This window comes from Rhizobium leguminosarum bv. trifolii WSM2297, assembly GCF_000271845.1.
In genome coordinates this window covers 463713-490156 of the sequence record NZ_JH719393.1, presented here as the reverse complement: position 1 = coordinate 490156, position 26444 = coordinate 463713, and the positions used below count along the sequence as shown (strand labels likewise).

Here is a 26444-nt window from a genome sequence, read left to right as displayed (position 1 = left end):
GGGAACCTTCGGTGGATGGAGGCCATTCCTCTCTCACCGAGGTTCTCTTTGAATGAAGATGGCGTATAGGGAGACCGACCGAACTCGACCGGATGTCTCCTCAGAAAACGATCACCGGACGCCCGCGCACCCCGCCGGCCGCCATCATCCGTTGAGCATCAGCGATCTTCTCCGGAGGAAATTCGCCAGCGACCCGGAGCGTGATCTCGCCGCTCTCCACCATCCGACGTAGGGTCTCGAGGAATTCTGTTCGTTCCAGGACCTCGCGAACCCAAACGGGTCTGATGTAGATTCCTCTCTGCGACGGCTCGTCTTTCCACCCGCGAACGGCAGGTAAACGCCGCCGTCCTTTATGGCAGGGAACGCTTTTTCGCCAAGGACTGCGGTATCGAGCAGGGCGTCCACTCCGTCTGGCGCATGCTTTCTCACAGCGGCGGCGAAGTCGCCACTCCGCTCGACGACGGTCGTCGCGCCGCACCCGTCAACGAGTTCGAGCTCCTCGGGTTTGGCGTCGGCGATCACATTGATACCTTGACGTCTTGCCGCGGCGATCGCGTAATGGGCAAGAAGGCCGGCGCCGCCCGACACTGCGAGCGTTTCCCCTTGCGGTATCGACGCCAGCTCCAGCGCCAACAGTGCGGTCATCCCATTCATCGGAAGGGTTGCTGCTTGAACCAGCGTTATGTTGCTGGGCTTGCGGACAGCGGACGCTTCAAGCACGACGACGAATTCAGCCTGGGCGCCACCTTCGGGACGGCGGGGATTCAACGCGGCCATGACTTCGTCCCCCACCTTGAGCCGAGTGACGTTCGGGCCGACGGCCTCTACGACGCCGGCTGCGTCCATTCCGGGGGTGATCGGCGCTTCGACGCCAGGCGCTCCCACCTCTCTGAGGAGGATGTCCGTGGGGCTGACGGCGGCGGCTTTGACGTGGATCCGGATTTCGCCCTCGCGCGGCGCTCGAACACTGCGCTCGACAATCTCGATCACGTCTTCGCCGCCATTCGTGCTATAGGTCACGGCCTTTGCAAGAATGGATCGCGTGATGCAAACTCCCCTTAGATGATCTCCGGCAGACCGATCTGGCTGACGTACTGTCTGACATGGGGACTTTGCTGACCAACGCAAGGCCCTGCCAGACTGCAGCTATTCCGCCGTCTCTATGGCCTTGAGCGGACACATTTGCAGCGGCGCCTTAAATTCCGAGGCAGACGACGTCGATCGACGCTTCCTCAAGCATGTGAGTAAGGCTCGAAGCGGCTGCTGACGCCGTTGACGTTACAGGTGCCGATCTTGAAGGCTGCTCTCATCGAGATCGCGCTCTTCCTCGATAGCGGACAAGCGGGCGTCGCAGGGTCTAGCTGCGGTGAGAAATTCCACCCGCATCCACCAGGAACTGGTCTTTTTCGGTTTGGGATGAACGATCTTCCTCAGCGGGGGCGGCAAGCACTCCCGCTCCTCAGAAAAAGGTCCGCTCTGGGTGGCAAGCGAGCCTCCCAAAGCCTACATTGAAAAGTAATACTTTTTGATTCGAGAGGATGTCGATCATGACCATCACCGGCAGCCTGCTGATCGCGGGCGCTGAAAAGCGCGGCTCCAAAGGGGAGTTCTTCGGCATCGAGGCGGCGACCGGCAAGCCCCTGCCGGTCTCGTTCGGCGGCGCTTCGGCGGCCGACGTCGAGGAAGCGGCCCGGATCGCATGGGAAGCTTTCGACGTCTACCGCGAAATCGACCTGGAACCGCGCGCGGCATTCCTCGAAGCAATAGCCGAGGAGATCGACGGCGTTGGCGACGAACTTTTCGTCCGGGCAATGGCGGAAACGGGCCTTCCTCGGGGACGGCTCGACGGCGAGCGCGCGCGAACCACTGGACAACTTCGGCTGTTCGCAAAGGAAGTCCGGGGCGGTCGGTTCCAGGAGCTGCGGTTCGACGCGGGCGATCCATTGCGCAAGCCGGTGCCGAAACCTGACCTTAGATTGCGCAATATCCCAGTCGGCCCCGTCGCCGTCTTCGGCGCCTCCAACTTCCCACTGGCCTTCTCAGTCGCCGGGGGCGATACCGCTTCCGCGCTAGCCGCCGGCTGCCCGGTCATCGTGAAAGCCCATTCCGCCCATCCGGGGACGTCTGAGATCGTCGGGCGCGCAGTTCAGAAGGCGGTCGCGAACGCAGGACTTCCTGCCGGAACGTTCGCGCTCCTCTTCGACACCGGCTTCGAAGTCGGCCAGGCCCTGGTGGCGGATCCTCGCATCCGGGCGGTCGGCTTCACCGGCTCCCGCCGCGGCGGCACCGCGCTGATGAAGATCGCCTCCGAACGCAAGCAGCCGATCCCAGTCTACGCCGAAATGTCGAGCATCAACCCGGTGATCCTTTTTCCCGCCGCACTAGCGTCGCGTGCGGAGGAGATCGCGTCATCCTTCGTCGGCTCGCTGGCTCTCGGCGCCGGACAGTTCTGCACGAACCCCGGCCTGATCCTGGCGGTCGACGACGAAGGACTGGACGCCTTCATCGCGAGGACGCGCGATCTGCTTCCCGACGTCGCCGCACAGACGATGCTGACCGGGTCGATCGCGAAGGCTTTCAGGGACGGCGTTGGTCGGCTCGAGAAGCATCCGGAAGTGAAGCTCGTCGCCAACGGGAAGCACGGCGGCGAATTCGAAGGAACCGCGGCCCTCTTCGAAACGACGGCCACTGCGTTCCTCGAACATCGCGAGCTGCAGGACGAGGTGTTCGGGGCGGCGGGTCTCGTGGTCCGATGCAAGGACGTCGCCGAACTTGAAAAGGTCCTAGACGGACTGGAAGGGCAGCTCACAGTCGCTCTGCACGTCGCGGCCGAGGACGAGGAGACGGCAAGACGTTTCGTTCCGAGGTTGGAGATGTTGGCAGGACGCCTTCTTCTGAATGGCTTCGGCACGGGCGTCGAAGTGTCGCCCGCCATGGTGCACGGCGGCCCCTACCCGGCGACCGCCGATGGCAGGTCGACCTCGGTCGGAACGCTGGCCATCTACCGGTTCCTTCGGCCGGTGTCGTATCAGGACTTCGGTGAAGCCCTTCTGCCGGCTGCGCTACGCCCCAAGTGACAGAGGTAAGCTTCGGTTGAGCTTTAGCTGGCAATCGCGCAAGCGGCCCAGATGCCCCGCGAGTTCACCGTTCCCGATGTGCTGGAGCTTCGACCTTTCGCGGCGTCGAAGCTGCCTTTCGGGACCTAGAAGCCCTTGTTCATCTGGACGTTGTCGAGAACGATGCCGCCGGTCCATGTCGCTTGGTGATGGCCTGTTTGCAGGGGGCGCACCATGCGGCATGTTCATTTATAACAATTCTGATATCCTCCGCGCTCGAACGGGAGTGAGCGTTATGTTTACCGCGAGTTTGGTTCCGGAAGCCTATTACTGGGCGCGTTCAGCAAAGCACTTCGACGGGAAGCTCACCGTTGTACAAGTCTCGACTGTCTTCGGAGAAGATCCCAATTATTGGTCCCTTGCACTGCTGGGCACCGACCAGCACGCAATGCCATGCGATTTCGAGATCATCGGACCATTGGTCCTCCCGGACGAGAACCCCATGCGGCAAAGCCGCCGAGTAGTATTATCGAACGCAACCGAGTTCCCTATTAGCAAGCCCGCGTGGTCGGATATTCGGCCCATGTCATCCTCGTCTGCGCGAGGATCGATTTTGACCGATCCACAACTTCTAAGCGATCAACCTGAGCGTTATTCCACACGACCCTTTTTGGGCTAATGGTGGTCGAACATAGCCGCGCCAAGCTCTGCGCTTGCGGCGATACTCGTCAGAATCGATATCCGACCGCGAGCATTCGCCAAGCGCCCGTTGGTGATTTGATCGAGGCGCTGCAGATCACCTGCGATGCCGCAAGCCTCGTCACTTTTCGCAAAGCTTTGCCAAGTTCTTCTCCAGACTTCGCCGGAGGGCGCCGGAGATTTCGGTCTCCAGCCCCATGACGATGTCGCCGAACCGGCCACCGGTCTTCACGATCTCAATGGAGGTCTCGGTCGCCTTGCAGGTCGCCAGGTCGATGTTCAGACGAACCTCAGCAGTCGCTGAAAACCCTCCTTCGACCAGCGCTTCGTCTGAGGTCTTGCAAGCAAGCGTGCCGCGGGCGCTCGCCTCCGCGGTGTCGCCATTAACCGACAATTGCAGGTTTTCGATCTTTACGGAATCGAGCTTGTCGACGCCTACCTCTACACTGATGCCGAAGCTCGATACCTTGGTCTTCAACGACCTGCATGGCTGCGCATCTCCGATGGCCCTCTCCAGCGCATTCGGTGCCTGTGCGTTGGCGAAGAAGCATGGCTGGAGGAGAAAGACTCCAGCCGTTAGCGCGCCTAAACACTTCCGCATCGCTCTCTCCAATCTGCCTGGGTTTTCACGCAGGTGCCTCTGAATCATAGGGCTGGATCGGTCTCCCGGAAAGGCAGTACCGCTCGCGGCCCCTTCAGTAGGCGGATCCCCGCGCCGAGCGAAGGGCAGCCATGCATTGGAGATCTGGGACTGACCACCATTTATCGATAAGCTCATCTTAGATGGATAGCATGATATCGAGGATCAAAAGAACCTTGACCGTCGGCCAACGCGCGGCCGCGGTCGAGCGAACGAATACAATCGCGCAGGAATCAGCCGCCGAGGAACGCCAGCGCCGCGAAGAGAAGACCGAGCGGCTGCGGCAGCTCGGGTTTGCATCTGTGGAAGCGACGCCGCAGAAGTGAACGCCGGCTGCCATCGAGGGATGGAACCCTCGTACAAGAATCAATTTCAAAAACTCGGAGAAGACGATGGATCACGTGTCGAGGAATATCGAGACCGCTGCGGCCCTGCAGGAAGACCGACTTGCCAAGGGCTACAGCCTCGAAGATCTGGCGATCACGACTGGCTTGACGGTCGACGAAATCAAGTCGGCCGAGCGCGGCGACAACGTGCCGACCCACAACATCGAGCGGATCGAGCACGCCCTGAAATAAAAACACGGCGCCTTTAGTCGAAAATTCCACACCGCGGAAACGGGCTGGGCACTATGGCGTCAGCAAGTGGGGCGACGTCGCCGTTGCCCGCGGGCCGAAGGCATCGACAAAGACTTCCAGCCTTGGGGCGGAGCCGACTTCGATTTCTTCGAGGAGCTCCACACTGTCATCGAACGTGAGCCGACCTCGATGCTCGACCTTTGAATTGCTGGGTCTCTTTGCCTCTGTCGGCATCGAGAAGGGCACGCCCTTCGCTCCGGATCAGCTGATGAAGAAGCTGCTGGTCGACGCGGTGGCTGCCGGCAACGCAACCGCCCGCGGCGACGGCGTCCAACTCTATCCGAATAGCGCCTGGAGCATGACCCTTCTTGGGCGGCAACTATCAGTGGCTCCGGGACGAAGCCAGAGGCGACCGCAATCTCGACGCCAGGACACTGTTTTTCTTTCAGGCGACGGTCAACACGCCCGCCATGGTGCAGCAAATGGTCGGCGCCGGTTCCCAGTACCCCAATGCCCCGACCGACCGGAACGGCGACTATTTGAATGGCGGAAAGACTTACAGGCTTCGCATTTCCCGCCAATGCGCCGGCCATGGACTTTTGGTCGTAGTGCTCCGCAGACGCGCTCGCAGCTCAAGACGAGCCAGACCTTCCCGAGCGAGAACAACAAACGCGGCAAGCTCATCGGGAATTCCGGCGGTGAGCGAAGGGCGTTGGCCCGGGGGACGAAGCTGCTCCGTTTTCGCAACCCGGCCATCTTCGCCACGGAGGGGCCACTTGCGTTGCGCCGCCATTCCGACGGCGCCGGCGTATGTCGCCTCGATCCCATTTCCGAGGCGGAGGAACTCCTTTCCGCGCGACCCGCAACGCAAGCGACGCGACATCGCCGGACATTGCCGTGTTCGCGAAGCCGACAGCAGATCATTTCGCGCACGTAAATCCCGCATCATCAACCGGCATGCCTTGCCGTCGACCCATTTACCCGCACCAGCGCCATCAGCATGGGGCCGATCGCAAACTCGCCTCTTTCGGTCCTTCGGGTGAGATCGCGGAGATAACCACCGGGCGAATTGATATGTCCGCCCCTTTCCAGGATACAAGCGATTACGGTCGCGGCATTTTCCGGTCCCATGCCGGCGCAGGCTTCCTCGTAGGCCGACGGACTGACGCCGAGCATCGAGCGCACGACGACGGCGGCCGCCATCAGGTCTCGCCAACTGCCGATCGCGCCGCCCGGCCCATAGTCGAGAATGGCAGGGCAGGCCTGGAGAACGAGGCCAAGCGGGAAGGATTTCAGGCCCGGGCCGGAGACCGGAGCGGCGGCACCCGATACCTTACCGACCATTCCAGCCGCCGGCTTGAGCGACCTCGGCTTTTGCTCACCCGGCGGTTCGGTAGTGCCCTCGTTGTTTGTCGCTGCCTTTTCGTCCTGCTTCGGTTCGAAGCTTGGTTCAAGTTCATAGTTGGAGTTGGGGTTTGAATTCTGTTTGTGACGCTCAACTTGACACTCATTGGCGTCTATTTTTTGTCTTTTGATGTGCTTTTCCAGCAGGTTGACTGCTTCGTCCCGCAAAAGGCCCATTTCGTCGAGCAATGAAGCCAGCTCCTCGACCCCCGCCACGCGCGGTATCCTGGCGACGATGGCGCGAAACATCATCGTCATCTGCTCCCAGTCGCCTGGAACCGCATCGTCGATCGCCGTTGAGATCAGCTTGGAGATATCACGACGGCAGAGTGTCAGGCGCTCCCTGGTCACTCTCAGCAGTTCTCGGTCGGCAATCACCTGAGCCGCCAGGCTTTCGATCTCTATCGCGCGTGCGAGCAGCGGCGCGATGCTGAACCCGAAGGCTTCGCCGATCGCCCCTGCCCTGTCGCGGCGGGCATAACGCTTTCCATTCGGGCTGTCCTTGCGCAGGATAAGACCCGCCTCTACCAGGACCGCCAGATGCCGTCGCAGCGTCGCGGGTGTCATTCCACGGGCACGAAGCGAAAGCTGCGCGTTTGAGGGAAAGACGATCAGGCCGTTTTCCTCGGAAATCTCGTCGTCGGGATAGAAGGTCAGCAGCGCGTCTAGCACCGTCAGTGCCCGATCGGTCACGCCGAGTGCCGGCCGGGCCTCGCAGATTGCCCGAAACAGCTTCCACTTGCTGCGTTTCATCCCCGGCTCGATGCTCTCGGCCAGCTGCTGGCTTGCCAGCATGCCAAGCGACATCGGCCGCCGCCCAAAGGGCGTCGTCACATATCCACTCTCCATTGCCTTCACCTTCGTTCAGGCAAAAGAAAACCGTCCACCAATTTGGTGCCTAAGACGCTTGACTGTGATTCGTGGAAATGCGATTCTCGATGTGCTTAAGATCTGAGAAGGGCTTCCACGACGGCGTCGTTGGGGGCCTTTTTCTTTTGCGCGCTACGCTCCTCTGTCCTTGTTGAACTCCTGGAACAGGCCCTGCAGCCTTTCCTGGACGAATTGATCGAATCCCGGTGCGGTCTTGCCGTCGAAAACGAACGTGGCGCCCGATGCTGTCTTCTTGATCGTCACTGGCAGGCCGCTGACCTGAGTTTTGGAAATCGCCGGCTTTGGCGCCGACGTCCGCTTGGTTGCCAGCACAAGTGCGCGGTGAAACCGCTCGTCGCTTGAGATTTTGCGCGCGTCGTCCGCGGACAACTCGGCGATGATCCTCTCGATGTCGGCGCCTTCAAGCCGCTCGCCTAGTTCCAGCCACCGCCGGCGGCCGATATCGGGCGCAGCGCCGATGGCGTTGACGAGATCAAGCGGAACCTGCCGTATGACGATCAGCATTCTCGACAGCGCCGCCTTATCGACGCCGAGCGACGCCATGATGACATCGCGGCCAAAGCTGCGTTCCTCGAGCCGTGACGCGAAAAGCGCGCGCTCGATATAGGAGAGATTGGTGCGGGCGCTGTTTTCCTGTCCCTGGCTGACGACCAACTGACCGTCGGTGAGATCGCGGACGACCGCGCGCACCCGGATGCCGATTTCTCTGGCTGCAGCCAGGCGACGATGGCCGTAAGCCACCTGGTAACGTCCCCTAGTATCGGGGTGCGGGCGCACAAGGATCGGAACCTGCTGTCCATGCTCGCGGATCTGTTCGACAAGCTGTGCGAGCTCGGCCGCATCGATCGCCAATCGGTCGCAGATGAAGGACGCGTCAATCAGGCCGGGATCGAGGTCGACGATGGTCTGGCCGGCGGCAAGCTGCCGTTCCAGTTCACTCGCCCGTTCCATTTTTTCGGTAATGTTGCCGAGCGTCTTGGTAATGCCGCCGACAGGTGCGGGACTGCGCTCCTGCGGCACGAATCCCGCGATCGGACGATTGTCGCGCGGCGCGACAGTTTCCACCCTGGCCGGACTCGGAGCAGAGATTTCGATGAGGTTCTTGCGCGCCATCGACTATTTCCTTCCCCAGGTGGAGCGAATATGCGCCTCGATCTCGCTGTTCACCAAGTTGAGGGACTCCAGCGCCCGATCATAGGTTCCGCGGGTGAATTGCGACCGCTCGACCTCGTAAAGTGTCTGCTTGGTGACGCCGGCATCGGCGACCGCCGTCGACTTCACCATGGCGTTGTGCAGCATTCGATTGCCGAAGATCGCCCGCATGAAGCCGGTCATCTGGCTCTGCGGCCCGTCGTTCGGCTCGAAACGTGTCACCAGGTAGCGCATCCAATCATAGCTGGTGCGCCCGCCGGCCTTCTCCACGACGGACATCAGTTCGCTGGTCATCGTCAGGAACTGCGACATCGACATGACGTCCAGCATCTGCGGGTGGACGGTAATCAGGACCGACGTTGCCGCGCAGAGCGCCGACATCGTCAGGAACCCCAGCTGCGGCGGGCAGTCGATGACGACGATGTCGTAGAGGCTTTCGATCTCGGTCAGGACCTCGCCGATACGGGCAAAGAACATCGTCTCTGCCCTCCCCGACGACATCGCCTTCGGCGTCTCGTGCTCGAACTCCATCAGCTCGAGATTTCCGGGAATGAGATGCAAATTGGGCGTGTAGGTGGCGCGCACGATATCGGCGATGGGGCACGGCTGCTCATAGCGGATCGCGCCGTAGATCGTTTCGCCCTCTCCAACGTCGAATTCCGGCTGATGGCCGAACAAGGCGGATAAGGAAGCCTGCGGGTCGAGGTCGACGGCAAGCACCCGGTAGCCCCTCAGCGCCATGAACTGGGCCAGATGCGCTGCGGTCGTGGTCTTGCCCGAGCCGCCTTTGAAATTCATGACGGAGACGATCTGAAGCTTTTCTCCCGGCCTGCGGGCCGGCACATATTTCGGCGTGCCGTTTCGCTCGTCGAGGACCCGGCGAATCCGATCCATATCCGCTGGGCTATAGAGCCTCCGTCCGTTTGCCAGCGGATCCGGCCCATGGCCATCGGCAGCCACCTGCCGGAGATAACCTTCGCCGATGCCGATGAAGGCTGCAGCTTCCGCCGGCGAGAATGTCCTGATGGTCTTTTGCGACAGCGGAGGGAAGATTTTTGCCTGATGCTGCTGAAGCTGATAGGACAACTCCTTCGCATCTGTTGCCAGAAGCGACGGCAGATGCTCTTGGTCGTCCTGAAGAGCAAGACTCGGCTGCATGATCTGTTTCCCAAATAACTGCGCAATTTTGAACGAAAGCGCTTCAGTTGCGCAGTTCCCATATGCCGCGATTCGTGACCGATTTACAAATGCTTAACCAAAGATGGGTCGAGGCGTGTGAGACGAGCGCGCAAATCTGGCAGTTTCCGGGACCAGTCGGCGGGTCATTCGCACCTTCCCAAGGTGCTCGTGAGCAAGGGCGACGCTCTCGTTATGCACATGACTTTATTGAATTTTTTGTGACGCCGCCGGCGGGACCAAAGGCTCTGTCTACCTATTGTCCGTCCTCTTTCAGATAGTTGCTTCCGTTGATCACCAGGAGCCCGTCGGAGCCTTTGTCCGGTTCGAATATGCTCATGCTTTCCGTCTTACCGCTCGCATCGGTCAGGTCGAGACGATAACCAGAAAGCGTATAGCGTCCGCTGGCGCCCGGCCGGTTGCCCGATGTGGTGACGCCCGATCGTGATCCGCCGATTTCGTTCGTCATCGCGGCGCCGGACCAGCCTGTGCGTTCGAACGTGCCGTTTCGATGAAGTGTCAGCGTATGGCTGGAAGCGACCGATCCCGATGAGGTCGCGCTCATGCCGCTCGAGGCAGAGGTGGAAACCCATTCGCCGTCGAGCGTCGCGCCATCCTCAAACGGCGGCACCGCATGATGGTCATCCTCGTCAATAACCAAGTCGTCGCCCCTTTTCGAAAATGGCTTCGTCTCGGTCTCCATCGTGCCATAGGCAGAGGTGACGCTGCGCATTTCGATCGACCCAGCCGACGAGAAGAAGCCGCCGCCGGTGAGCTTGTAAAGGCCGCAGTCGGTCGGGTTTTCCCTGCAGTGCTCGGCAATGCTCCGGCCGCCCTTCGGCAGTTCCGTGCTGAACAGGCCCTTCGGATCGAACATGGTGATCTCGCTATCGGAATAGAAATCCACGCCGCCGAAGACGTTCGGGCGGACACCCGTATCGAGATGGGTGAAGACGCCGTCGAGCCCGCCGTCGCCGCCTGCCGGCACGAGATCGAAATCCTTGTCGGAAGGATCAAGCTTGACCGAACGCACGAGCGCCTCGAAATCGGTTTCGGCACTTTGGCTTCTGTCGCCGTCGAGGTTCAAGAGCACAAGCTGCAGATAGGCTTGCCGCCTGTTGCCGGCGATGCCGACGACGATCTGATTGATGCTGACATTCTTCTGGTGGACGCAGCAGCGTTCCTCCACGCGGATGTCGTGACCATTTATCGTGATCCCGGAATGTTTGATCAGAATATCTTCCTTGGCCATGTCGGGCAGCGTCGCGACGAAAGTCTTCATGCCGGCCGGAAGGGAGTTGCGCGCAGCCGAAAGCGGCTTGGTGATCTGGATCAGGGCGCTCCCGCGCTTGTCGTCCTCGGTTTCCGGAAAATCCTTCTGCAGCATGAAGAGATTGCCGTTGCCGGCTTTCCGCCAGCCGGAAGCGGGATCAGGCAAGCTCACCGTCAGGCCGCCAATATCGGCGGGCGCTGCCAATGCCCGGGGGGAGGAGAGAAGGCAGAAAAGAACGACCAAAGCCAAGGCTGATTTAACCTGGCAAAGCCGATCGATATATGCGCTGCCCATACGCCCATCCCCTCTAGTTTCGACGACCGCCGACGGGATTTGGAGCCGCGCTCCACCATTTCAACCCTGAGCTTTCATGAAGATTTCTTGAACCTTCGTCACAGCTGATATCAGGGAGCGGGTGCCATCATTCATGAGGCAAGAGGTGGTGACAGCGGCCGACATCCCGCGTCAGCCGCGCAACTGTCTGACGGAGACTGACGTTGGTAGCAATGGAATTACCGTTCGCCTAGAAGTCGCGACAGCATCTTGGCGTTGTTGATGGCGTGAGCGTCTCTGTCATTGTTGAAGTAGGTCCAGACCGTTTTCGCTCCGCTGCTCTTTATCCGCTCGGCCCAGACCGTCAGCTCGGCTTCGCTGTAATCGTGACGGTACCATCGCGTGGTGCCATGGAAACGAATGTAAATATCGTCAGCGGTCTTCACCAACTCGTCTGGAAGACGCGGCCCGCTACATGAGCAGAAGATCGCGCCGGCAGCCTCGAACTGCTTGAACACCTCGTCGTTCCACCAAGTTTTGTGGCGGAATTCGACAACGTTCCGGCGCTGCGGATCGAGCTGGCGAAGGATGAGCTGCAGAGTGTCGGGCGAATAGCGGATACTCGGCGGCAGCTGGAAAAGGAAACACCCCATCCGCTTGTCGAGCATATCCGCGATATAACCGAAATCTCTGATCAGATCGTCGGTCTCTTCGAAACGCCTGATATGCGTGATTAACTCGCACACCTTGATCGTATAGACGAAATCGCCAGTCACCTGGCGAAGCCAGGTTTTCACCGTGGCAACTGTTGGCCATGAATAGAACGGCGCGTTCAGCTCGACCGTCTCGAACTCTCGCTCGTAAAACGAAAACCATTGCTTTCGAGGAAGATCGGCGGGGTAGAAGGAACCCTGCCAATGCCAGTAATACCAGCCCGAGCAACCGATGTGGACCCTCCCCTCGGCATGGCCGTCAGAGATCGCTACCCTTCGTTCCCCGGCGTCGACCCTGGCTTCGTGCATCTTGGCGGCACGCTCGACGTTGGCCTCGCGCTGCTTCTGCCGCCGCTCCGCCCGCCGCGCCTTCCGTTTCTCCCGATCATCTATCGACACTTCCGGCACGTCGCGGTCTCCGATCTCGCAGGCAGGCTTCAAACCACCGATGAACATCGGGCGTGCCGGCTGCAGCGTGAATCGGGGATAGAACTTCGATATAAATCATGTGTTCCGCAAAGACCTCGTCCGATGCCCAAACCGGCAATGCGAGAAGGCTGAGAAAAGCCGATTGAGGAGCGAAACGGCCGACAAATGCCGATCGACACGATCTAATCCGCCATCGATTGATATAGCCATTCGGAGAGCTTCTCGGACGCTATCCGCGCGCCAGCGCCCGGAAGCAGTGCGTCGCCGGTCAATTCGACCCCGAAATACGACGTGGACGGATCCGTTATCACCTGCCGCTGGTCTTCGTTTGCAGCGAGATAGATCCGTGCGACCTCGTCGACACCGAACTGTTCCGGGCCGCCGATTTCGACGACACCGCCCAAAGGCGTTGCGACGGTCAATTCGGCCAGGAAGGCGGCGACGTCCCCGGCTGAGACCGGCCTCATCAAGGCCGGCGGCAGTCGAAAGACATCGTCTTGCGCGCCGATATCGATCAATCCGCTGATGAACTCGTAAAACTGCGTAGAGCGGAGGATCGTATAGGGGCGATTTGACGCGCGGATAAGATTCTCCTGCACCATTTTCGCGCGAAAATAGTCGCTTTCCACCAGCAGCGGCGTGCCGACGACGGAGAGGGCGAGATAATGCCCGACGCCGGCTTCAGCGGCGGTGGCAAGCAAATTCTTCGTCGAAGCCTTGAAAAAATCCAATGCAGCGCTGTCACCAAATGATGCGGCGTTGGTCACATCAACGATGATATCGGTTTCCGCCACGGCCGCGTCGAGGCCCTTGCCGGTAGCGGTGTCGACGCCAACCGACAAGGAGGCGGCCGTGACCTCGTGGCCTGACCGGCGCAGGCGCTCCGAGAGTTGCGTCCCGATGAGACCGCTTGCTCCCACCACCGTAATTTTCATGTCAGCCATCCTTGCAATCTTTTGGGTCGACATTGACCGGAAAGCCAAAACCCTTCCATCATGCGTGAGGGTGAACATCTTAGCCGTAGGTATAGCCGAACAGACCCAAGGTTTAGAATAATCGACCGGGAACCGAACCGGCCCTCACTCCTCGTTCGCGCTGAATATCCGGCGTCGACGCAACACTACCTCTCCGCGCAATGTATGGATTTCCATGAGTTGCGGCTGTGAGGTGACGGGATTACGGTTCGAGCATGAGCTCGCCGGCCCCGACATCAAGAACAAGTGCTGCACCGAATGCTGACGATCCCCGCGTTTTGCCTGCCCGACAGGAGTGGTTGATGATGAGCGTTTGGTCGCACCGCCCCCGCGCCCTGTATCTGGGGCTCTTCATCGCCGCCTATGTGCTCGGCTGCGGCTTCGCCCAGTCGCTGGCAATCGTGCCGGGAACGGGCATTTCCATCTGGCCTCCGGGCGGACTTTTCATCGCCACGCTCATCCTCGCCCCCAGGCGCAGCTGGCTATGGTGGATATTGGGAGGCTGCCTGGCAGAGCTGCTCAGCAATGCCATCTGGTTCCACAGTCCGCTGCCTGCGGCCTTTCTGATCTATGTCGGCAATGCTCTTGAAGCGGTCGTCGCGGCATGGCTGGTCAATCGGGTCTTGAAGCGGCCGGCACAGCTGGAAACCTTGCAGGAAGTTCTTGCATTCGTCGTCCTGGGGGCCGGAGTTGCGCCCATCGTCAGCGCGACGGTGGGAAGTGCAACGCTCGCGTGGTTTGGAATACAATCGCAATCCTTCGTGACGGCCTGGCCCCTTTGGTGGATCGGTGATGCAACCGGCGTCCTGATCGTCGCGCCGCTGGCGCTCGCCGTCTTCCACAACTGGCGCGGCAAGACCCGGCTTTCGGTGGCACAATGGCTGGAAGCTGGCGTCCTTGGACTGATTTTCCTCGGTGTCGCGGCTCTTTCGCTGAGTGGCTACCTTCCCTTCGCCTACATCATCATGCCGCCTCTTCTCTGGGCCGCGGTCCGCTTCGAGTTCAAGGGCGCGGCCATATCGCTCGTTCTCCTTGCTCTGATCACCGCCGTCTTCACGGCAACCGGGACCAGCGAATTTGTCGGCGATCACGAATCCCAGAAACACAAGCAGATCATGCTGCAGCTTTTTCTGGCCATCTCGGCATTTTCGGCGTTGATCGTCGCCGCCATATCCAGGCAACACCAGCTGGCCGTCAGCACATTGCGGCAAAGCGTGGAGACATTGCGCGAGCGGGAGCAGGAGCTCTCGCAGCTCGTCGACTTGGTGCCGAGCCACGTCTGGCGCCTGACACCTGAGGGCGAACCGACCTTCTTCAACAGACGGATGGTCGATTTTCTCGGTCTCGATGTCGCGGATTCGGACAGGCCAGGCATGAGCCGGCTGCAATCAGTCGTCGAGGCCATCATTCATCCCGATGATGCGATGGGCTTCGGGGAAGCGCTCAACCATTGCCTCGCCACCGGCGAGAACTTCGCCATGCGGTATCGGCTGCGCCGCGCCGACGGCGCCTATCACTGGATGTCGAGCCGCGCCGAGCCGATGCGGGATCAGACGGGAAACATCGTCCAGTGGTACGGTCTTTGCCACGACATCGACGATCAGGTCCGTGCCGAAGAGGCGGTGCGCCTAAGCGAGCGAGCGCTGCAGCAGATGATCGACGCGGTCCCGGTTCGCGTCTGGAGCGTCGAGCCGACGAGCGGGTCGGTTTATTTCAACAAGCGCTATCAGGACCATTTCCGGGCCGTCATCGCCAATTTCGACGCGCTCGGCGAGCCGCGCATCGAAGAGCTGCTGCAGCAGCTGATCCATCCAGAAGACGCGCCTGACGTTCAGCGCACGCTGCAGAATTGTTTCGAAAGCGGCGGCGGCAGCGCGATGCGATTTCGCTGGCGCGAAAAGGACGGCGCCTACCGCTGGGCGGAATGCCGGGTGGAACCTCGGCGCGATGACGCCGGAACGGTCGTGCAATGGTACGGCGTTTCTCTCGACATCGACGAAGAGGTGCGCGCCTTGGAGGCATTGCGGGATCGCGAGCGCGAACTCTCTCAGCTCGTCGACATGGTCCCGGCGCAGATTAGACGCCTGACGCCGCAAGGCGAGCCGGTCTTCTTCAACAAGCGCCTGATTGATTTTTTCGGTCTCGACGTAGGGGATATGGACAAGCCGGGCATGAGCCGCCTCTCGTCGGTTATTCACACCCTCGTTCACCCCGACGATTCATCGAGACTCCTTGAGACGGTTCACCGTTCCCTCGTCAGCGGCGATCCCTTCTCGATAAAATACCGTATGCGCCGTGTCGATGGAGCCTACCGCTGGGTCGACGGCCGCGCCGAGCCGCTGCGGGATCAAAATGGCGCGATCGTCCAATGGTACGTGATATCGGTCGACATCGACGATGAGATGCGCGTGCAGGAAGCGCTGCGCGACCGGGAGCGGGAGCTTTCGCAACTCGTGAACATGGTTCCGAGCCTGCTCTGGCGGCTTGATCCGGAAGGCGCTCCGACCTTCTTCAACCAGCGTCTGATCGATTTTCTGGGTCTCAACATCGCTCATATGGAAAAGCCGGGCATGAGCCGACTGGCGGCGCTCATCGAAGCTGCCGTCCATCCAGACGATGCGGGGAGCCTTGCAGAAGCGCTCAACCATTCCTTCGCCACCGGCGAGCGCTTTTCAAAGCAGTATCGCCTGCGGCGCGCTGATGGCGTCTACCGCTGGGTCAAAGGCAGCGCCGAGCCGCTCAGGGACGAGAGCGGGCAAATCATCCAGTGGTACGGCCTCACCCATGACATCGACGACCAATTGCGTATTGAGGAGGAGTTGCGCGAGAGAGAACGCTCACTTTGGCAGATCGTCGAAACGCTGCCGGCAATGATCGATTGCGCGGCGCCCGATGGAGAACCGGTATACCGCAACCCTCAGCTCCGCGATTTCCTCGGATATAAGCTCGAAGAGCTTGATGGAACGGGGAAAACCCGGCTGGACGGCACACTCGATGCCGGCGTCCATCCCGACGACGTGGCGAGTGTCAAAGAGGATTATGCCCATTCGTTGCACACCGGCGAACCCTATGCGCGACGGCACCGTCTGCGCCGGTTCGATGGAGAATATCGTTGGGTCGAAACGCGCGCCGCGCCGATGCGCAATGCAGACGGCGTGATCGTCCAGTGGAATGTCATCTGCCTTGATATCGACGGAGAGGTTCGGGCGGAGGAAGATCTGCGTCAGGCACGGGAAGGCCTTGCGCGGGCGAGCCAGGTGGCGAGCCTCGCCGAACTCTCGGCCTCCATAGCCCATGAGGTGAATCAGCCGCTCGCAGCCGTCGTCGCCAACTCGCATGCTTGCCAGCGCTGGCTCATGGCCGAGCCCCCGAACATGGAGCGGGCGCAGAGGACGGTCGAACGCATTGTCCGCGACGCCAACTCGGCCGCAGACGTCGTCAGCCGCATCCGCGCCCTGTTCAAACAATCCGCAGACAGGCGGGCTTACACGACGCTCTCAAGCGTCATCGATGAAGCGCGCAACCTCATGGCCGACGAAGCGGCGCGGCGGCGCGCCAGGATGGATGTGGAGGTCGATGGAAACCTCCCGTTCATCGCCATCGATCGCATCCAGATCCAGCAGGTTCTGATCAATCTCGTCCGCAACGGGATCGAGGCGATGGACGCCGTCGCCGGTGACAGGGTGATCGGGATGCGCGTGCGCCATATGGGCAATGCGGTTCAGACCGAAATCAGCGATCGCGGCGGAGGTATCGAATTTCCCGAGAAGATGTTCGAGCCGTTCTTCACGACCAAGGAAAACGGCATGGGCATGGGTCTGGCGATCTGCCGCTCGATCGTCGAGCTGCACGGCGGACGTTTATGGGCAGAGAAGAACAATCCGCACGGAGCGACGTTGATCTTCACATTGCCCATTGAAACAAAGGCGGCGTCATGACGGCGGACGACCATATTGTCTTCATCGTCGATGACGATGAACGCATCCGCGAAGCGCTCGGCGAGCTGCTGGACGCGCACGGCATGCGCGCCATCGCCTTCGAATCGGCCGGCGACTACGTGAAAGCGGACAAGCCGGATCTACCCGCCTGCCTCATCCTCGATATCGAACTGCCCGACATCAACGGCCTCGACCTGCAGAGGCAAATCGCCGACGGGGATCACCCGCCGATCGTCTTCATTACCGGGCATGGCGACATCCCCTCCTCCGTGCGAGCGATCAAAAGCGGCGCCGTCGATTTCCTCACAAAACCGTTCAGTGACGCGGATCTCCTGGCGGCAATCCATGCGGCACTCGCCGAGGATCGGGAAAAGCGATCGGGACGCGCCGAGCTCGACATGCTCAGACGACATTATCTCGACCTGACGCCGCGCGAGCGCGAAGTGCTGCCGCTCGTTGTCAGCGGTCTTCTCAACAAGCAGGCGGCAGCCGAACTCGGGATCAGCGAAGTCACACTGCAGATCCATAGAAGAAACGTGATGCAGAAAATGGCGGCGGCGTCGCTCGCCGATCTCGTGCGGATCGCGGAGAAACTGGAAATACCGATTACCCACTCGCGCCGGGTGGGGGGGAATTGAACATGAACGAAACAAGACATGTCGTCGCAATTGTCGATGACGATCCAAGACTGCTTGAATCGATGGGCGACCTTCTGGAATCGGCGGGTTATGTGGCCCGCGGCTTCCCGTCGGCGGGCTCGCTGCTCGTCAGCGGGCTGTCGGACCTTGATGTGCTCATCACCGATATCGGAATGCCCGGCATCGACGGCTTCGAGCTTCGTGACCTGGTGAGAAAATCACGTCCCGAGTTGCCGGTGTTCCTGATCACGGGCCGCCACGAGATCGCGGATCAGGGCCGCGCCCAGGGAGGCGGAGGTTTCTTCCGCAAGCCCTTCGATGCCCAGGCCCTGCTGGCGGCTATCGCCAATGCTTTACACCACTCGAGAGATGGAGGGTAACATGAGAGTTGACCAGCCGTTGCTGCGGAGATCGGCGCCGTTATCACTGCAGGGCAGATATGAAGAAGATCAGCCGCTCGTCATTATCGTCGATGACGACGCATCGGTTCGCGAGGCGCTGTCGGAGCTTATCCTGTCGGCGGGTTTTCAATCGATCAGTTTTGCCTCGACCCGCGAATTGCTTGATGCCGATCTCTTGGAAAACCCCGGCTGTCTGATCCTCGATGTGCGTATGCCCGGAGCAAGCGGCCTTCACCTGCAGAGCCATCTGGCCGAAAACGGCATTTCCAAGCCGATCATTTTTCTGACCGGCCATGGCGATATCCCGATGACCGTCCAGGCGATGAAGGCCGGCGCGGTGGATTTTCTCACCAAGCCGGTGCGGGACCAGACGCTGCTCGACGCCATCACTGCGGCCATTGCGATGGATACCGAACGACGGGCCGAAGCCGCAATCGCCAAACGCAATGTCAAACGCCTGGAGACGCTGACGCAGCGCGAGCGCGAAGTTCTGCATGAAGTGGCGCGCGGACGCCTCAACAAACAAATCGCCTTCGACCTCGGCATCAGCGAAGTGACGGTCAAACTTCATCGCAGCAACGTCATGCACAAGATGGAGGCCGGTTCGATCGGCGAACTGATCCGGGCCTGGGAGACGCTGCCGGCGCAAATGCGGCAGGCCGGCTCGCGCTAATTTTCTTGCCGGGCCGCGTTCCAAGACCAAGAATGCCGGCCTCGAACATCAATTGCCTGTCCATTTGATGCGCGCCGTATCCAATTTGCGTTGAAAAAGACGGCGCGGCGCCGGCAATGGGTTTCGCCGTGACCCGCATGCGTTATCTCTAAATTAAAGCTCGGGGATATGACCTCATGCCCGGCTTGGATTTCATAAAGGAGATCACGCCTGAACAATCGATCGCCAGCCGCGCCTTCCCCTGAAACCAGCGCCTTCGACAGCGAAGCAAGCTTCTTGTCGGCCATGGGGAACGCCAAACGGCTTCACATTCTGCATCTGTTGACCGAGGGGGAAGTGTCGGTGACCGTGCTGGCCGATGAGGTGGGATTGAGCCAATCTTCGACTTCCCAGCATCTGGCAATTCTTCGAGAACAGGGGCTCGTGCAGACGCGAAGGGCTGCCCAGACGATCTTTTATTCCCTTCAATCCGGTGCGGCCAAGACGATGCTCGATACGCTCGCCGACATCTTCGGATCGCACCGTCGCTCCCCAGCAGAACACGTCCGGGCCGGGCACCAGACAAAATGACGAAGCGTTGCTTTTGACACCCGAGATTGAGCTTCAATTCTGCTGAGCATGATCTTCAGGCAATCCGGATCCGCGCTCTGCCGACATGAACGCGGTTTCGCGTGGGATGATGGCGGCTTCAGCGTAAGCGCCGAGCTGAGACCTGCAGCGGTTTACCGACATGCCCCCTCGGACGCGTCGATCCCCGATGGACCTTTGATGTACGTCTCCTAGACCGCGGTATGATTACGCCTTCGTTGCGAATGGAGATAATCAACCCATCAGCAACGAAACGGTGAGGAAGCGATCATGGACGTATATGAGGCAGTCACAAGCCGACGGTCGGTGCGCGGATTCAAAGACAGGCCTGTGTCGAAAGAGATACTCGAGCGGGTGCTGTCGGCCGCGGCCTGGTCGCCGTCAGGATCGAACATCCAGCCTTGGAACACCTACGTGATGATCGGCGCGGCGCTGGCCGAGCTCAAGACAACAGCCGTCGAGCGCGTGGCCCACGGTGACCCCTGGGACAAGAGGCAGTACGAGATGTATCCGCAGGCGCTGAAGTCCCCTTACGGGGAGCGCCGGTCCGCCTTCGGCAAGGAGCGCTACAGCGCGCTCGGCATTGCACGCGAAGACTGGGAGGCGCGCCAGCGGGCAGCGATCGCCAACTGGAACTGCTTCGGCGCGCCAGCCGCCCTGTTCTGCTACATCGATCGTGACCTCGGCCCACCCCAATGGGCCGACGTCGGCATGTATCTGCAGACCGTCATGCTGCTGCTCCGCGCCGAAGGACTGCACAGTTGCCCGCAGATGGCGTGGTCGCAGGTTCGCGAGACGGTCGCGGAGGCCCTGTCACCCCCGGACGGGCTCATCCTCTTCTGCGGAATGTCGATCGGCTACGAGGATCCTGTGGTAAGATTTGCCCGTACGGGCCGCGCGCCGCTCGCCGAGACGGTCACTTTCGTCGGCGACTAGCTAGCTTGCGCTCAAGGACGAGAGACCCCTTCCATGCTTCCTGCGCAGGATACGTCCTTTATCATGCGCGATACTGGAGAACGCCATGACCACGCATAAAGTAGGCTATCTCATCGGCAGCCTCGCAAAGGGCTCGATCAATCGCAAGCTCGCCAAAGCGTTGGTGCGGTTCGCCCCGCCGGAACTTGAGATGTCGGAGATATCGTTCAAGGACCTGCCGCTCTACAGCTACGACTATGACGCCGACTACCCTCCGGCCGGCAAGGCATTCAAGGCGGCGATCGCGGCCGTCGACGCCGTCCTGTTCGTCACGCCCGAATACAATCGATCCATACCCGGCGGGCTGAAAAACGCCATCGACTGGGCGAGCCGCCCCTACGGCACCAACTCGTTTACGCGTAAGCCGTCAGCGGTGATCGGCACGTCGCCGGGCGCGATCGGCACGGCAGTCGCCCAGCAGAATTTACGCAGCGTGCTTAGTTTCTGCAATTCTCCCCAGATGAATGCCCCGGAAGCCTACATCCAGTTCACACCTGGGCTGATCACCGATGACGGCGAGGTCACGAACGAAACCACCGCCGAATTCCTTCGCAAGTTCATGCAGGACTTCCATGTTTTCATCGCCAGAGTTCGCTCGGTGCTGCCGAAAGACGCCTAGACGGCACTGGGATCCGGCCGCTCCCATATTGCAGCGGCCAGTTCCCGGTTTTCGAGTCTTTAAGCGAAGGCGTAAGAGCCGTCCGGCCGCTTCGGCACGCGCCGCTGCCAGTGGATATAACCTTCCTCCTCCATCGCCTTCTCGTCCATTTCGACGCCCCAGCCGGGCCGATCCGGGCGCAGCTCGAGATAGCCGTCCTTCGGCAGGTAGGGATCGACGACGTAACGGGTTTCCCCTTCCCGCTTCTCGATATCGTTGCCGCCATAGACATAGGCTTGCCCCTTCGGCAGCCGGTATTCGAGGATGCGAAAATTCTGCGCCGCAGCCGAAAAATGAACGTTGACGGCCGTCGCAAGCGGACCCATCGGATTGTGCGGTGCGACGCCGACGAAGAAGGCCTCGGCAAGGGTGGCAATGCGGCGCATTTCGCTGATGCCGCCGACGACACAGATATCCGGCTGGATCAGGTCGGCGCCCTTGACCTGCAGCAGCCGCAGGAACTCGTTTCTGTTGTAGAGCGACTCGCCTGTTGCCAGCGTGCAGTTGAGGCCCTGTTTCAGGTCGCCCCAGGCCTCGATATTCTCGGGCCGCAGCGGCTCCTCGAAAAACAGCGGGTCGTAGGGGGCAAGCGCATTGCCGAGCTGACGCGCTGCGACCGGCTCGAAAATCTTGGCATGGGCGTCGAAAGCGATCTCGTATTCGTCGTTGACCGTTTCGCGCAGCGAACGGAAATAATCCGCCGAGGCTTTGACGACATTGCCCCAGCGGTTGGAATGCATGTCGATCCGCCAGGGGCTGAGCTTGAAGGCGGTGAACCCCCAACCCTCCTTCAGGCGATCGAATTCGTCGCGGGCCGCCGGCGCATCGGGAGCGGTATAGACCCCGGCATAGACCTTGATGCGGTCACGCACTTCGCCGCCGAGCAGCTTGTAGACCGGGACGTTCGCCGCCTTGGCCGCGAGATCCCACAGGCAATGGTCGAGCGCGGAGATTGCCGCAAGGCCGAGCGCGCCCGGCGGGAACCGGCTTTGCTGGATCAGCAGATTGACCAGATACTCGACGCGTGTCGGGTCCTGGCCTGATATAAATCCGTAGAGGTATTCGAGCAGCGGCGGCAGCGCCTTGTCGGGGCCGTGATTGTAGCACTCGCCCCAGCCCGTCAGCCCGTCATCGGTATCGAGCGCGACGATCACGCGCGGACGGTCCTTGTCGCGGGTCATGAAAACCCGCATGCGGTCGATCTTCATCATTCTGTCCTTCTAGCGATTGAAATAGCTGCGGCGCGCCACGCGCGTCTGCACGTAGACATGTTCGTTGCTGGTTCCGGGATTGTAGGCGCCGGCGGCCTGCGGCACCGAGACATTGCCGCTGCTCGGAAAGCGCGCGACGAAAGCCTCGTCGATATCGCAGCCAAGACCCGGGCCATCGGGGACGGCGATCAAGCCGTCAACCTGTTGCGGATGCGGCACGATCGTCTGGCAGCGGCCGTCCCAGTCGTCGTCGAGGCGCTCGAGGATGAGGCCGTTCGGGATGGCGGCCAGCAGATGCAAGGCCGCATATTCCGCCACCGGCCCGAGTGAACCCGAATGCGGCGCCATCTGGATATGATGGGCTTCGGCCATGGCGGCGATCTTCTTCATCTGGGTGATGCCGCCGGCCCGGCCGGTATCCGGCTGGATCACGTCGACCAGTTCCTTCTCGATCAGCTCGCGCTCGCCGAAAATGGTTGCCGAGCGCTCACCGGCCGCAAGCGGCATATGCGCTGCGTCGCGGATCCGCCGGTAGCCGTCAATATTCTCCGGCGCGATTGGATCTTCCACCCACATCAATTCATAGGGTTCGAGCGCCCGCACCAGCCGGCATGCATCGGCAGGCGTCAGCCATGGCGGCCCATGCAGATCGATGGCTATATCCATGTCGTCGCCGACGGCATCGCGAAGTGCTGCGACCTTGCGAACGGGATCTGCGACACCACCGCACTTGATCGCCTTTATGCCGCGTTCCTTAAGGGCAAGCGCGCGCTCCGGCGTATTCGCGTGCGAATAGATCGGGATCCGGTCGCGCACCTTACCGCCGAGCAGCATCCAGACCGGCACGCCGAGCGCCTTGCCCTTGATGTCCCAGAGCGCCATGTCGATGCCGGTCATCGCACCGCCCCCGACAGTCCCCAGCATGCCATGGCCCATCATGGCGATATGCATCTTCTGCCACAGCCGTTCGATATGGGCCGGATCTTCACCGATCAGCAGTGGCGCGAGATCATGGATCGCCGTCTCGACGACCCGGGGCCAGCCCGAGCATTCACCGATGCCGGTGATGCCCTCGTCGGTATCGATCTTCAGAAACAGCCAGTTTCTGGTGCCGCCGAACTGCTTGGAGGTGCCGGCACCCGAGAGTTGGTCGGCAGCCCAATTCTCGGGGTCAGGCTGACCGACATGCATGAGAAAGGTGCGGATTCCGGTAATTTTCATCTCTGAGAACTTCCATTCTTCAGATTATTTGGCTTCAGATTGTCTGGCTTCAGAATATCTGGCGCGACGTAGCGGAAACGCCTGGAATGATCGCGGTCGCGCGGATCGGGACGTGGGATCGCCGATATCAGCGCCTGCGTGTAGGCGTGCTCGGGGGTGCGGCAGACCTGTTCCGCCTCGCCGATTTCGACCAACTGGCCTTTGTACATGACGCCGACACGGTCGCACATGTAGCGGATGACGCCGATGTCGTGGCTGATGAAGATATAGGCGAGGCCGAGTTCGTCCTGCAGGCGCATGAGTAGGTCAAGCACCTGCGAGCGCACCGAGACGTCGAGCGCCGAGGTTGCCTCGTCGGCAACGATGACGCGCGGATTGAGCGTGATGGCGCGGGCAATGCCGATCCGCTGGCGCTGACCGCCGGAGAATGCGTGCGGGTAGCGTTCACGCGCCCTCGGATCGAGGCCCACCTGCTCCATGAGATGGCAAACCCGCTCGTCCAGCGCCCGCCCCTTGGCGACGCCGTTGACGAGCAGCGGCTCGCCGATGATCTGGGAGACGGTCATGCGTGGGTTGAGGGAGCCGAAAGGATCCTGGAACACCATTCGCAATTCCCGCCGTGCGGCGGCCAGCGTCTGACCTTTCGCCGTTGCCAGATCGATGATGTTGCCGTCGGCGCGGCGGTAAAGGATTTCGCCGGCAGTCGGATCAATCAGCCGCATGATCGAGCGGCCCATCGTCGTCTTGCCGGATCCGCTCTCGCCGACGATGCCGAGCGTTTCGCCCGGCAGAAGCGAAATGGAGACATCGTCGAGCGCTTTGACTTCACCGAAATCCATCGAGACATTGCGGAGTTCGAGGATCGGTGCTGCAGTCCTGTCGAGCGGCGCGCGCGCCAGACGGATTTCGGCCTTCTGCTCCAACTTCAGCACCGAGCCGATGAGCATGCGGGTATAATCGTCTTGCGGGGAATGAAAGATCTGCTCGACCGGTGCATATTCCTTGGCGACGCCGTTGTGCATCACCAGCACGTCGTCGGCGATCTGCGCCACGACGCCCATGTCATGGGTGATGAACAGAACGGCCATTCCGTTGGCCTTCTGCAGCCGGGCGATCAGGTCGAGAATCTCGGCCTGTGTCGTCACGTCGAGGGCCGTGGTCGGCTCGTCGGCGATCAGCAGCTGCGGTTTGCAGGCGAGCGCCATGGCGATCATCGCCCGCTGGCGCATGCCGCCGGAATATTGGAAGGCATATCGATCCAGGGCTTTCTCCGGTGAGGGAATTTCGACCTGCTTGAGCAGCGATATGGCTTCAGCCCGCGCCTCTGCCTTGCTCATCCTGGTGTGCAGGCGAAGCGCCTCGACGATCTGGTTGCCGACCGTGTGGATCGGCGACAGCGACGACATCGGCTCTTGGAAGATCATCGCGATGTCGCGGCCGCGGATCGCCCGGATCTGGCGCCCGCGCGGATTGAGGCTGGTCAGATTGGTCGAGCCGCCGTTCTGATCGTTCAATATGATCGATCCGGCCGCAATGCGGCCGGGCGCGTCGACGATCTGCAGGATCGAACGCGCCGTCACCGACTTGCCGGATCCGCTTTCTCCGACGACACAGAGCGTCTTGCCCGGTTCGATCGAGAAAGACAGATCGCTGACGGCGCGAAAGACGCCGGTGCGCAGAGGGAATTCGACGGTCAGGTTTTTCACCTGGAGCAACGGCCTGCCGGCAATGGGAACGATATCGGTCATGCCGGCCTCATTTGTTGTAGGGATCGGCTGCATCGCGCAGGCCGTCGCCGAGAAGGTTGAGCGCCATCACGGCAACCACGACGGCGCAGCCCGGCATGAAAAGCCAAGGTGCGGTGGCGATCGAGCGAATGTTCTGGGCCTCGCGCAGCAGCACGCCCCAGGAGATGGTCGGCGGCTGCAGCCCGAGCCCCAAGAAGGAGAGAGAGGTTTCGGCAAGGATCATCGCCGGCACCGCGAGCGTGATCGACGCGATGATGTGGCTGGCAAAGCTCGGCAGCATATGGCGAAAGATGATGCGTCCTTCGCGAACGCCGTCCAGCCTGGCGGCGGCGACGAATTCCTCGGTGCGCAGGGACAGGAAACGGCCGCGGACGACGCGGGCGAGCTGCGCCCAGCCGGTCAGCGACAGGATGATCGTAATCATCATATATTGCAGCGTCGCCGGCCAGTCCTGAGGCAGCGCCGCGGCCATGGCGAGCCAGATCGGGATCGTCGGCAGTGACAGCACGAAATCGATCACGCGCTGCATGAAGAAATCGATGCGGCCGCCGTAATATCCCGAGATGCCGCCAATCACGATGCCGAGCATCAACGACAGAAAGACGCCGACAAGGCCGATCGACAACGAAATCTGCGAACCCTGTATCGTTCGGCTGAAGACATCGCGTCCAAGCCGGTCGGCGCCGAAGAGAAGCAGCGGCGTCGTCTTGTCGGGCGAAGCGATCAGATGGATGTTGGTATTGAAGAGGCCAAACACCGAATATTCATAGCCACGTCCGAAGAACTGGACGTCGACACGCTTCGTCGTGTCTTCCTTGAAGATGGCGGCCAGCGTTTCCGGATCGCGGGTCAGCTTCATCGGATAATAATGCGGGCCGAAGGAGAAGCCGTTCTGCGTATCGATCAGGTGCAATCTCTGCGGCGGGTGAAAGGTCGCCCGCGCATTTTGCAGATACGGATCGTTGATGGCGAAGAAGCCGGGAACCAGGGCAACGATATACATCATCACGGTGACGACGAGCGCCACCATGGCCAGCCGGTGCCGGCGGAAAGCCCACCAGATGAGCTGCCATTGCGATGCGACCGCGGCGCGATCCGGCTGAATATTTGTAACGGCAATGTCAGCCATGGGAGG

24 protein-coding genes and 1 pseudogene are annotated in these 26444 nt (G+C 61.0%); 12 read left to right on the top strand and 13 right to left on the bottom strand.

What is annotated here, in order from left to right:
• Positions 1–144 precede the first annotated feature (144 nt).
• The gene (locus RLEG4DRAFT_RS06045) at positions 145–990 is read right to left on the bottom strand and encodes a quinone oxidoreductase family protein (protein ID WP_210161322.1); all 846 of its coding nucleotides are present in this window, start codon (positions 988–990) and stop codon (positions 145–147) included.
• Between the two features lie 557 nt (positions 991–1547).
• Between RLEG4DRAFT_RS06045 and RLEG4DRAFT_RS06040 the strand changes: the two genes are divergently transcribed.
• Together RLEG4DRAFT_RS06040 and RLEG4DRAFT_RS42395 are read left to right on the top strand one after the other, a co-directional pair.
• The gene (locus tag RLEG4DRAFT_RS06040; RefSeq protein WP_003576085.1) at positions 1548–3077 is read left to right on the top strand and encodes an aldehyde dehydrogenase (NADP(+)); all 1530 of its coding nucleotides are present in this window, start codon (positions 1548–1550) and stop codon (positions 3075–3077) included.
• A gap of 274 nt (positions 3078–3351) precedes the next feature.
• A pseudogene (locus RLEG4DRAFT_RS42395) lies at positions 3352–3570 on the top strand (hypothetical protein); the annotation flags it as partial.
• 306 nt (positions 3571–3876) lie between these two features.
• Here RLEG4DRAFT_RS42395 and RLEG4DRAFT_RS06035 read toward each other — a convergent pair.
• Entirely contained in the window at positions 3877–4356 is a 480-nt protein-coding gene (locus tag RLEG4DRAFT_RS06035; protein WP_003576080.1) for a hypothetical protein, read from the bottom strand.
• 215 nt (positions 4357–4571) lie between these two features.
• On the opposite strand from RLEG4DRAFT_RS06035, the gene RLEG4DRAFT_RS40720 reads away from it, so the two are divergent.
• From RLEG4DRAFT_RS40720 to RLEG4DRAFT_RS39980, 3 genes are all read left to right on the top strand, one after another.
• Positions 4572–4721, top strand: coding sequence for a hypothetical protein (locus RLEG4DRAFT_RS40720; RefSeq protein ID WP_171898175.1), 150 nt, complete (start codon positions 4572–4574; stop codon positions 4719–4721).
• Positions 4722–4787: 66 nt separating this feature from the next.
• Positions 4788–4973, top strand: coding sequence for a helix-turn-helix domain-containing protein (locus RLEG4DRAFT_RS06025; RefSeq protein ID WP_003576077.1), 186 nt, complete (start codon positions 4788–4790; stop codon positions 4971–4973).
• A gap of 268 nt (positions 4974–5241) precedes the next feature.
• The gene (locus tag RLEG4DRAFT_RS39980; RefSeq protein ID WP_125869619.1) at positions 5242–5910 is read left to right on the top strand and encodes a hypothetical protein; all 669 of its coding nucleotides are present in this window, start codon (positions 5242–5244) and stop codon (positions 5908–5910) included.
• An 11-nt stretch (positions 5911–5921) separates the two neighbouring features.
• Here the strand turns inward: RLEG4DRAFT_RS39980 and repC are convergent, their stop codons facing one another.
• The 6 genes from repC to RLEG4DRAFT_RS05990 all read right to left on the bottom strand — a co-directional run bounded on the left by repC (position 5922) and on the right by RLEG4DRAFT_RS05990 (position 13219).
• Positions 5922–7226, bottom strand: coding sequence for a plasmid replication protein RepC (gene repC / locus RLEG4DRAFT_RS06015; protein ID WP_003576076.1), 1305 nt, complete (start codon positions 7224–7226; stop codon positions 5922–5924).
• 153 nt (positions 7227–7379) lie between these two features.
• Positions 7380–8381 carry a plasmid partitioning protein RepB gene (gene repB, locus RLEG4DRAFT_RS06010; RefSeq protein ID WP_003576075.1) on the bottom strand — a complete coding sequence of 334 codons (1002 nt, stop codon included), beginning with the start codon at positions 8379–8381 and terminating at the stop codon, positions 7380–7382.
• Positions 8382–8384: 3 nt separating this feature from the next.
• Entirely contained in the window at positions 8385–9578 is a 1194-nt protein-coding gene (gene repA / locus RLEG4DRAFT_RS06005; RefSeq protein ID WP_003576073.1) for a plasmid partitioning protein RepA, read from the bottom strand.
• A 274-nt stretch (positions 9579–9852) separates the two neighbouring features.
• The gene (locus RLEG4DRAFT_RS06000; RefSeq protein WP_003576072.1) at positions 9853–11163 is read right to left on the bottom strand and encodes a hypothetical protein; all 1311 of its coding nucleotides are present in this window, start codon (positions 11161–11163) and stop codon (positions 9853–9855) included.
• 218 nt (positions 11164–11381) lie between these two features.
• Positions 11382–12311 (bottom strand): DUF72 domain-containing protein, encoded by a 930-nt coding sequence (locus RLEG4DRAFT_RS05995; RefSeq protein WP_003576071.1) that lies wholly within the window; start codon positions 12309–12311, stop codon positions 11382–11384.
• A gap of 155 nt (positions 12312–12466) precedes the next feature.
• The gene (locus RLEG4DRAFT_RS05990; protein WP_003576069.1) at positions 12467–13219 is read right to left on the bottom strand and encodes an SDR family oxidoreductase; all 753 of its coding nucleotides are present in this window, start codon (positions 13217–13219) and stop codon (positions 12467–12469) included.
• Positions 13220–13560: 341 nt separating this feature from the next.
• Here RLEG4DRAFT_RS05990 and RLEG4DRAFT_RS05985 point away from each other — a divergent pair, with 341 nt between their 5' ends.
• Genes RLEG4DRAFT_RS05985 through RLEG4DRAFT_RS05970 form a run of 4 tightly spaced genes read left to right on the top strand, consistent with a single transcriptional unit; the run spans position 13561 to position 18908 of the window.
• Positions 13561–17196, top strand: coding sequence for a PAS domain-containing protein (locus RLEG4DRAFT_RS05985; protein ID WP_003576066.1), 3636 nt, complete (start codon positions 13561–13563; stop codon positions 17194–17196).
• Positions 17193–17834: a response regulator transcription factor gene (locus tag RLEG4DRAFT_RS05980; RefSeq protein WP_003576064.1), complete on the top strand. Its 642-nt coding sequence runs from the start codon at positions 17193–17195 to the stop codon at positions 17832–17834. Before RLEG4DRAFT_RS05985 ends, RLEG4DRAFT_RS05980 begins: the two co-directional genes overlap by 4 nt.
• Before the next feature lie 2 nt (positions 17835–17836).
• Positions 17837–18214 (top strand): response regulator, encoded by a 378-nt coding sequence (locus tag RLEG4DRAFT_RS05975; protein WP_003576062.1) that lies wholly within the window; start codon positions 17837–17839, stop codon positions 18212–18214.
• A gap of 1 nt (position 18215) precedes the next feature.
• Positions 18216–18908 carry a response regulator transcription factor gene (locus RLEG4DRAFT_RS05970; protein ID WP_003576061.1) on the top strand — a complete coding sequence of 231 codons (693 nt, stop codon included), beginning with the start codon at positions 18216–18218 and terminating at the stop codon, positions 18906–18908.
• Here RLEG4DRAFT_RS05970 and RLEG4DRAFT_RS39975 read toward each other — a convergent pair.
• Positions 18905–19195, bottom strand: coding sequence for a hypothetical protein (locus RLEG4DRAFT_RS39975; RefSeq protein ID WP_125869618.1), 291 nt, complete (start codon positions 19193–19195; stop codon positions 18905–18907). The genes RLEG4DRAFT_RS05970 and RLEG4DRAFT_RS39975 overlap by 4 nt on opposite strands.
• On the opposite strand from RLEG4DRAFT_RS39975, the gene RLEG4DRAFT_RS05965 reads away from it, so the two are divergent.
• The 3 genes from RLEG4DRAFT_RS05965 to RLEG4DRAFT_RS05955 all read left to right on the top strand — a co-directional run bounded on the left by RLEG4DRAFT_RS05965 (position 19119) and on the right by RLEG4DRAFT_RS05955 (position 21090).
• A complete protein-coding gene (locus tag RLEG4DRAFT_RS05965; protein WP_003576060.1) occupies positions 19119–19478 on the top strand; it encodes an ArsR/SmtB family transcription factor in 360 nt (119 codons plus the stop codon). The genes RLEG4DRAFT_RS39975 and RLEG4DRAFT_RS05965 overlap by 77 nt on opposite strands.
• 288 nt (positions 19479–19766) lie before the next feature.
• Entirely contained in the window at positions 19767–20432 is a 666-nt protein-coding gene (locus RLEG4DRAFT_RS05960) for a nitroreductase (RefSeq protein WP_003576059.1), read from the top strand.
• An 85-nt stretch (positions 20433–20517) separates the two neighbouring features.
• Positions 20518–21090 (top strand): NADPH-dependent FMN reductase, encoded by a 573-nt coding sequence (locus tag RLEG4DRAFT_RS05955; protein WP_003576057.1) that lies wholly within the window; start codon positions 20518–20520, stop codon positions 21088–21090.
• A gap of 59 nt (positions 21091–21149) precedes the next feature.
• Here RLEG4DRAFT_RS05955 and RLEG4DRAFT_RS05950 read toward each other — a convergent pair whose 3' ends face one another.
• The 4 genes from RLEG4DRAFT_RS05950 to RLEG4DRAFT_RS05935 are packed head-to-tail and all read right to left on the bottom strand — an operon-like array spanning position 21150 to position 26438.
• Complete coding sequence (locus tag RLEG4DRAFT_RS05950; RefSeq protein WP_003576055.1) at positions 21150–22337, bottom strand: galactarate dehydratase; 1188 nt, start codon at positions 22335–22337, stop codon at positions 21150–21152.
• 12 nt (positions 22338–22349) lie between these two features.
• On the bottom strand, positions 22350–23561 hold the full coding sequence (locus tag RLEG4DRAFT_RS05945) for a mandelate racemase/muconate lactonizing enzyme family protein (protein ID WP_003576053.1): 1212 nt from the start codon (positions 23559–23561) through the stop codon (positions 22350–22352).
• On the bottom strand, positions 23558–25309 hold the full coding sequence (locus RLEG4DRAFT_RS05940) for an ABC transporter ATP-binding protein (RefSeq protein ID WP_003576051.1): 1752 nt from the start codon (positions 25307–25309) through the stop codon (positions 23558–23560). Before RLEG4DRAFT_RS05940 ends, RLEG4DRAFT_RS05945 begins: the two co-directional genes overlap by 4 nt.
• 7 nt (positions 25310–25316) lie before the next feature.
• Positions 25317–26438, bottom strand: a complete 1122-nt coding sequence (locus tag RLEG4DRAFT_RS05935; RefSeq protein ID WP_003576049.1) for an ABC transporter permease — start codon at positions 26436–26438, stop codon at positions 25317–25319.
• Between the last annotated feature and the right edge of the window lie 6 nt (positions 26439–26444).

Coding starts and splice junctions, on each gene's coding strand:
- RLEG4DRAFT_RS06040 (WP_003576085.1), top strand. CDS start 1,548: ATGACCATCACCGGCAGCCTGCTGATCGCGGGCGCTGAAAAGCGCGGC.
- RLEG4DRAFT_RS06035 (WP_003576080.1), bottom strand. CDS start 4,356: ATGCGGAAGTGTTTAGGCGCGCTAACGGCTGGAGTCTTTCTCCTCCAG.
- RLEG4DRAFT_RS06025 (WP_003576077.1), top strand. CDS start 4,788: ATGGATCACGTGTCGAGGAATATCGAGACCGCTGCGGCCCTGCAGGAA.
- RLEG4DRAFT_RS39980 (WP_125869619.1), top strand. CDS start 5,242: ATGAAGAAGCTGCTGGTCGACGCGGTGGCTGCCGGCAACGCAACCGCC.
- repC (WP_003576076.1), bottom strand. CDS start 7,226: ATGGAGAGTGGATATGTGACGACGCCCTTTGGGCGGCGGCCGATGTCG.
- repB (WP_003576075.1), bottom strand. CDS start 8,381: ATGGCGCGCAAGAACCTCATCGAAATCTCTGCTCCGAGTCCGGCCAGG.
- repA (WP_003576073.1), bottom strand. CDS start 9,578: ATGCAGCCGAGTCTTGCTCTTCAGGACGACCAAGAGCATCTGCCGTCG.
- RLEG4DRAFT_RS06000 (WP_003576072.1), bottom strand. CDS start 11,163: ATGGGCAGCGCATATATCGATCGGCTTTGCCAGGTTAAATCAGCCTTG.
- RLEG4DRAFT_RS05995 (WP_003576071.1), bottom strand. CDS start 12,311: ATGTTCATCGGTGGTTTGAAGCCTGCCTGCGAGATCGGAGACCGCGAC.
- RLEG4DRAFT_RS05990 (WP_003576069.1), bottom strand. CDS start 13,219: ATGAAAATTACGGTGGTGGGAGCAAGCGGTCTCATCGGGACGCAACTC.
- RLEG4DRAFT_RS05985 (WP_003576066.1), top strand. CDS start 13,561: ATGATGAGCGTTTGGTCGCACCGCCCCCGCGCCCTGTATCTGGGGCTC.
- RLEG4DRAFT_RS05980 (WP_003576064.1), top strand. CDS start 17,193: ATGACGGCGGACGACCATATTGTCTTCATCGTCGATGACGATGAACGC.
- RLEG4DRAFT_RS05975 (WP_003576062.1), top strand. CDS start 17,837: ATGAACGAAACAAGACATGTCGTCGCAATTGTCGATGACGATCCAAGA.
- RLEG4DRAFT_RS05970 (WP_003576061.1), top strand. CDS start 18,216: ATGAGAGTTGACCAGCCGTTGCTGCGGAGATCGGCGCCGTTATCACTG.
- RLEG4DRAFT_RS39975 (WP_125869618.1), bottom strand. CDS start 19,195: ATGGCCGACAAGAAGCTTGCTTCGCTGTCGAAGGCGCTGGTTTCAGGG.
- RLEG4DRAFT_RS05960 (WP_003576059.1), top strand. CDS start 19,767: ATGGACGTATATGAGGCAGTCACAAGCCGACGGTCGGTGCGCGGATTC.
- RLEG4DRAFT_RS05955 (WP_003576057.1), top strand. CDS start 20,518: ATGACCACGCATAAAGTAGGCTATCTCATCGGCAGCCTCGCAAAGGGC.
- RLEG4DRAFT_RS05950 (WP_003576055.1), bottom strand. CDS start 22,337: ATGAAGATCGACCGCATGCGGGTTTTCATGACCCGCGACAAGGACCGT.
- RLEG4DRAFT_RS05945 (WP_003576053.1), bottom strand. CDS start 23,561: ATGAAAATTACCGGAATCCGCACCTTTCTCATGCATGTCGGTCAGCCT.
- RLEG4DRAFT_RS05940 (WP_003576051.1), bottom strand. CDS start 25,309: ATGACCGATATCGTTCCCATTGCCGGCAGGCCGTTGCTCCAGGTGAAA.
- RLEG4DRAFT_RS05935 (WP_003576049.1), bottom strand. CDS start 26,438: ATGGCTGACATTGCCGTTACAAATATTCAGCCGGATCGCGCCGCGGTC.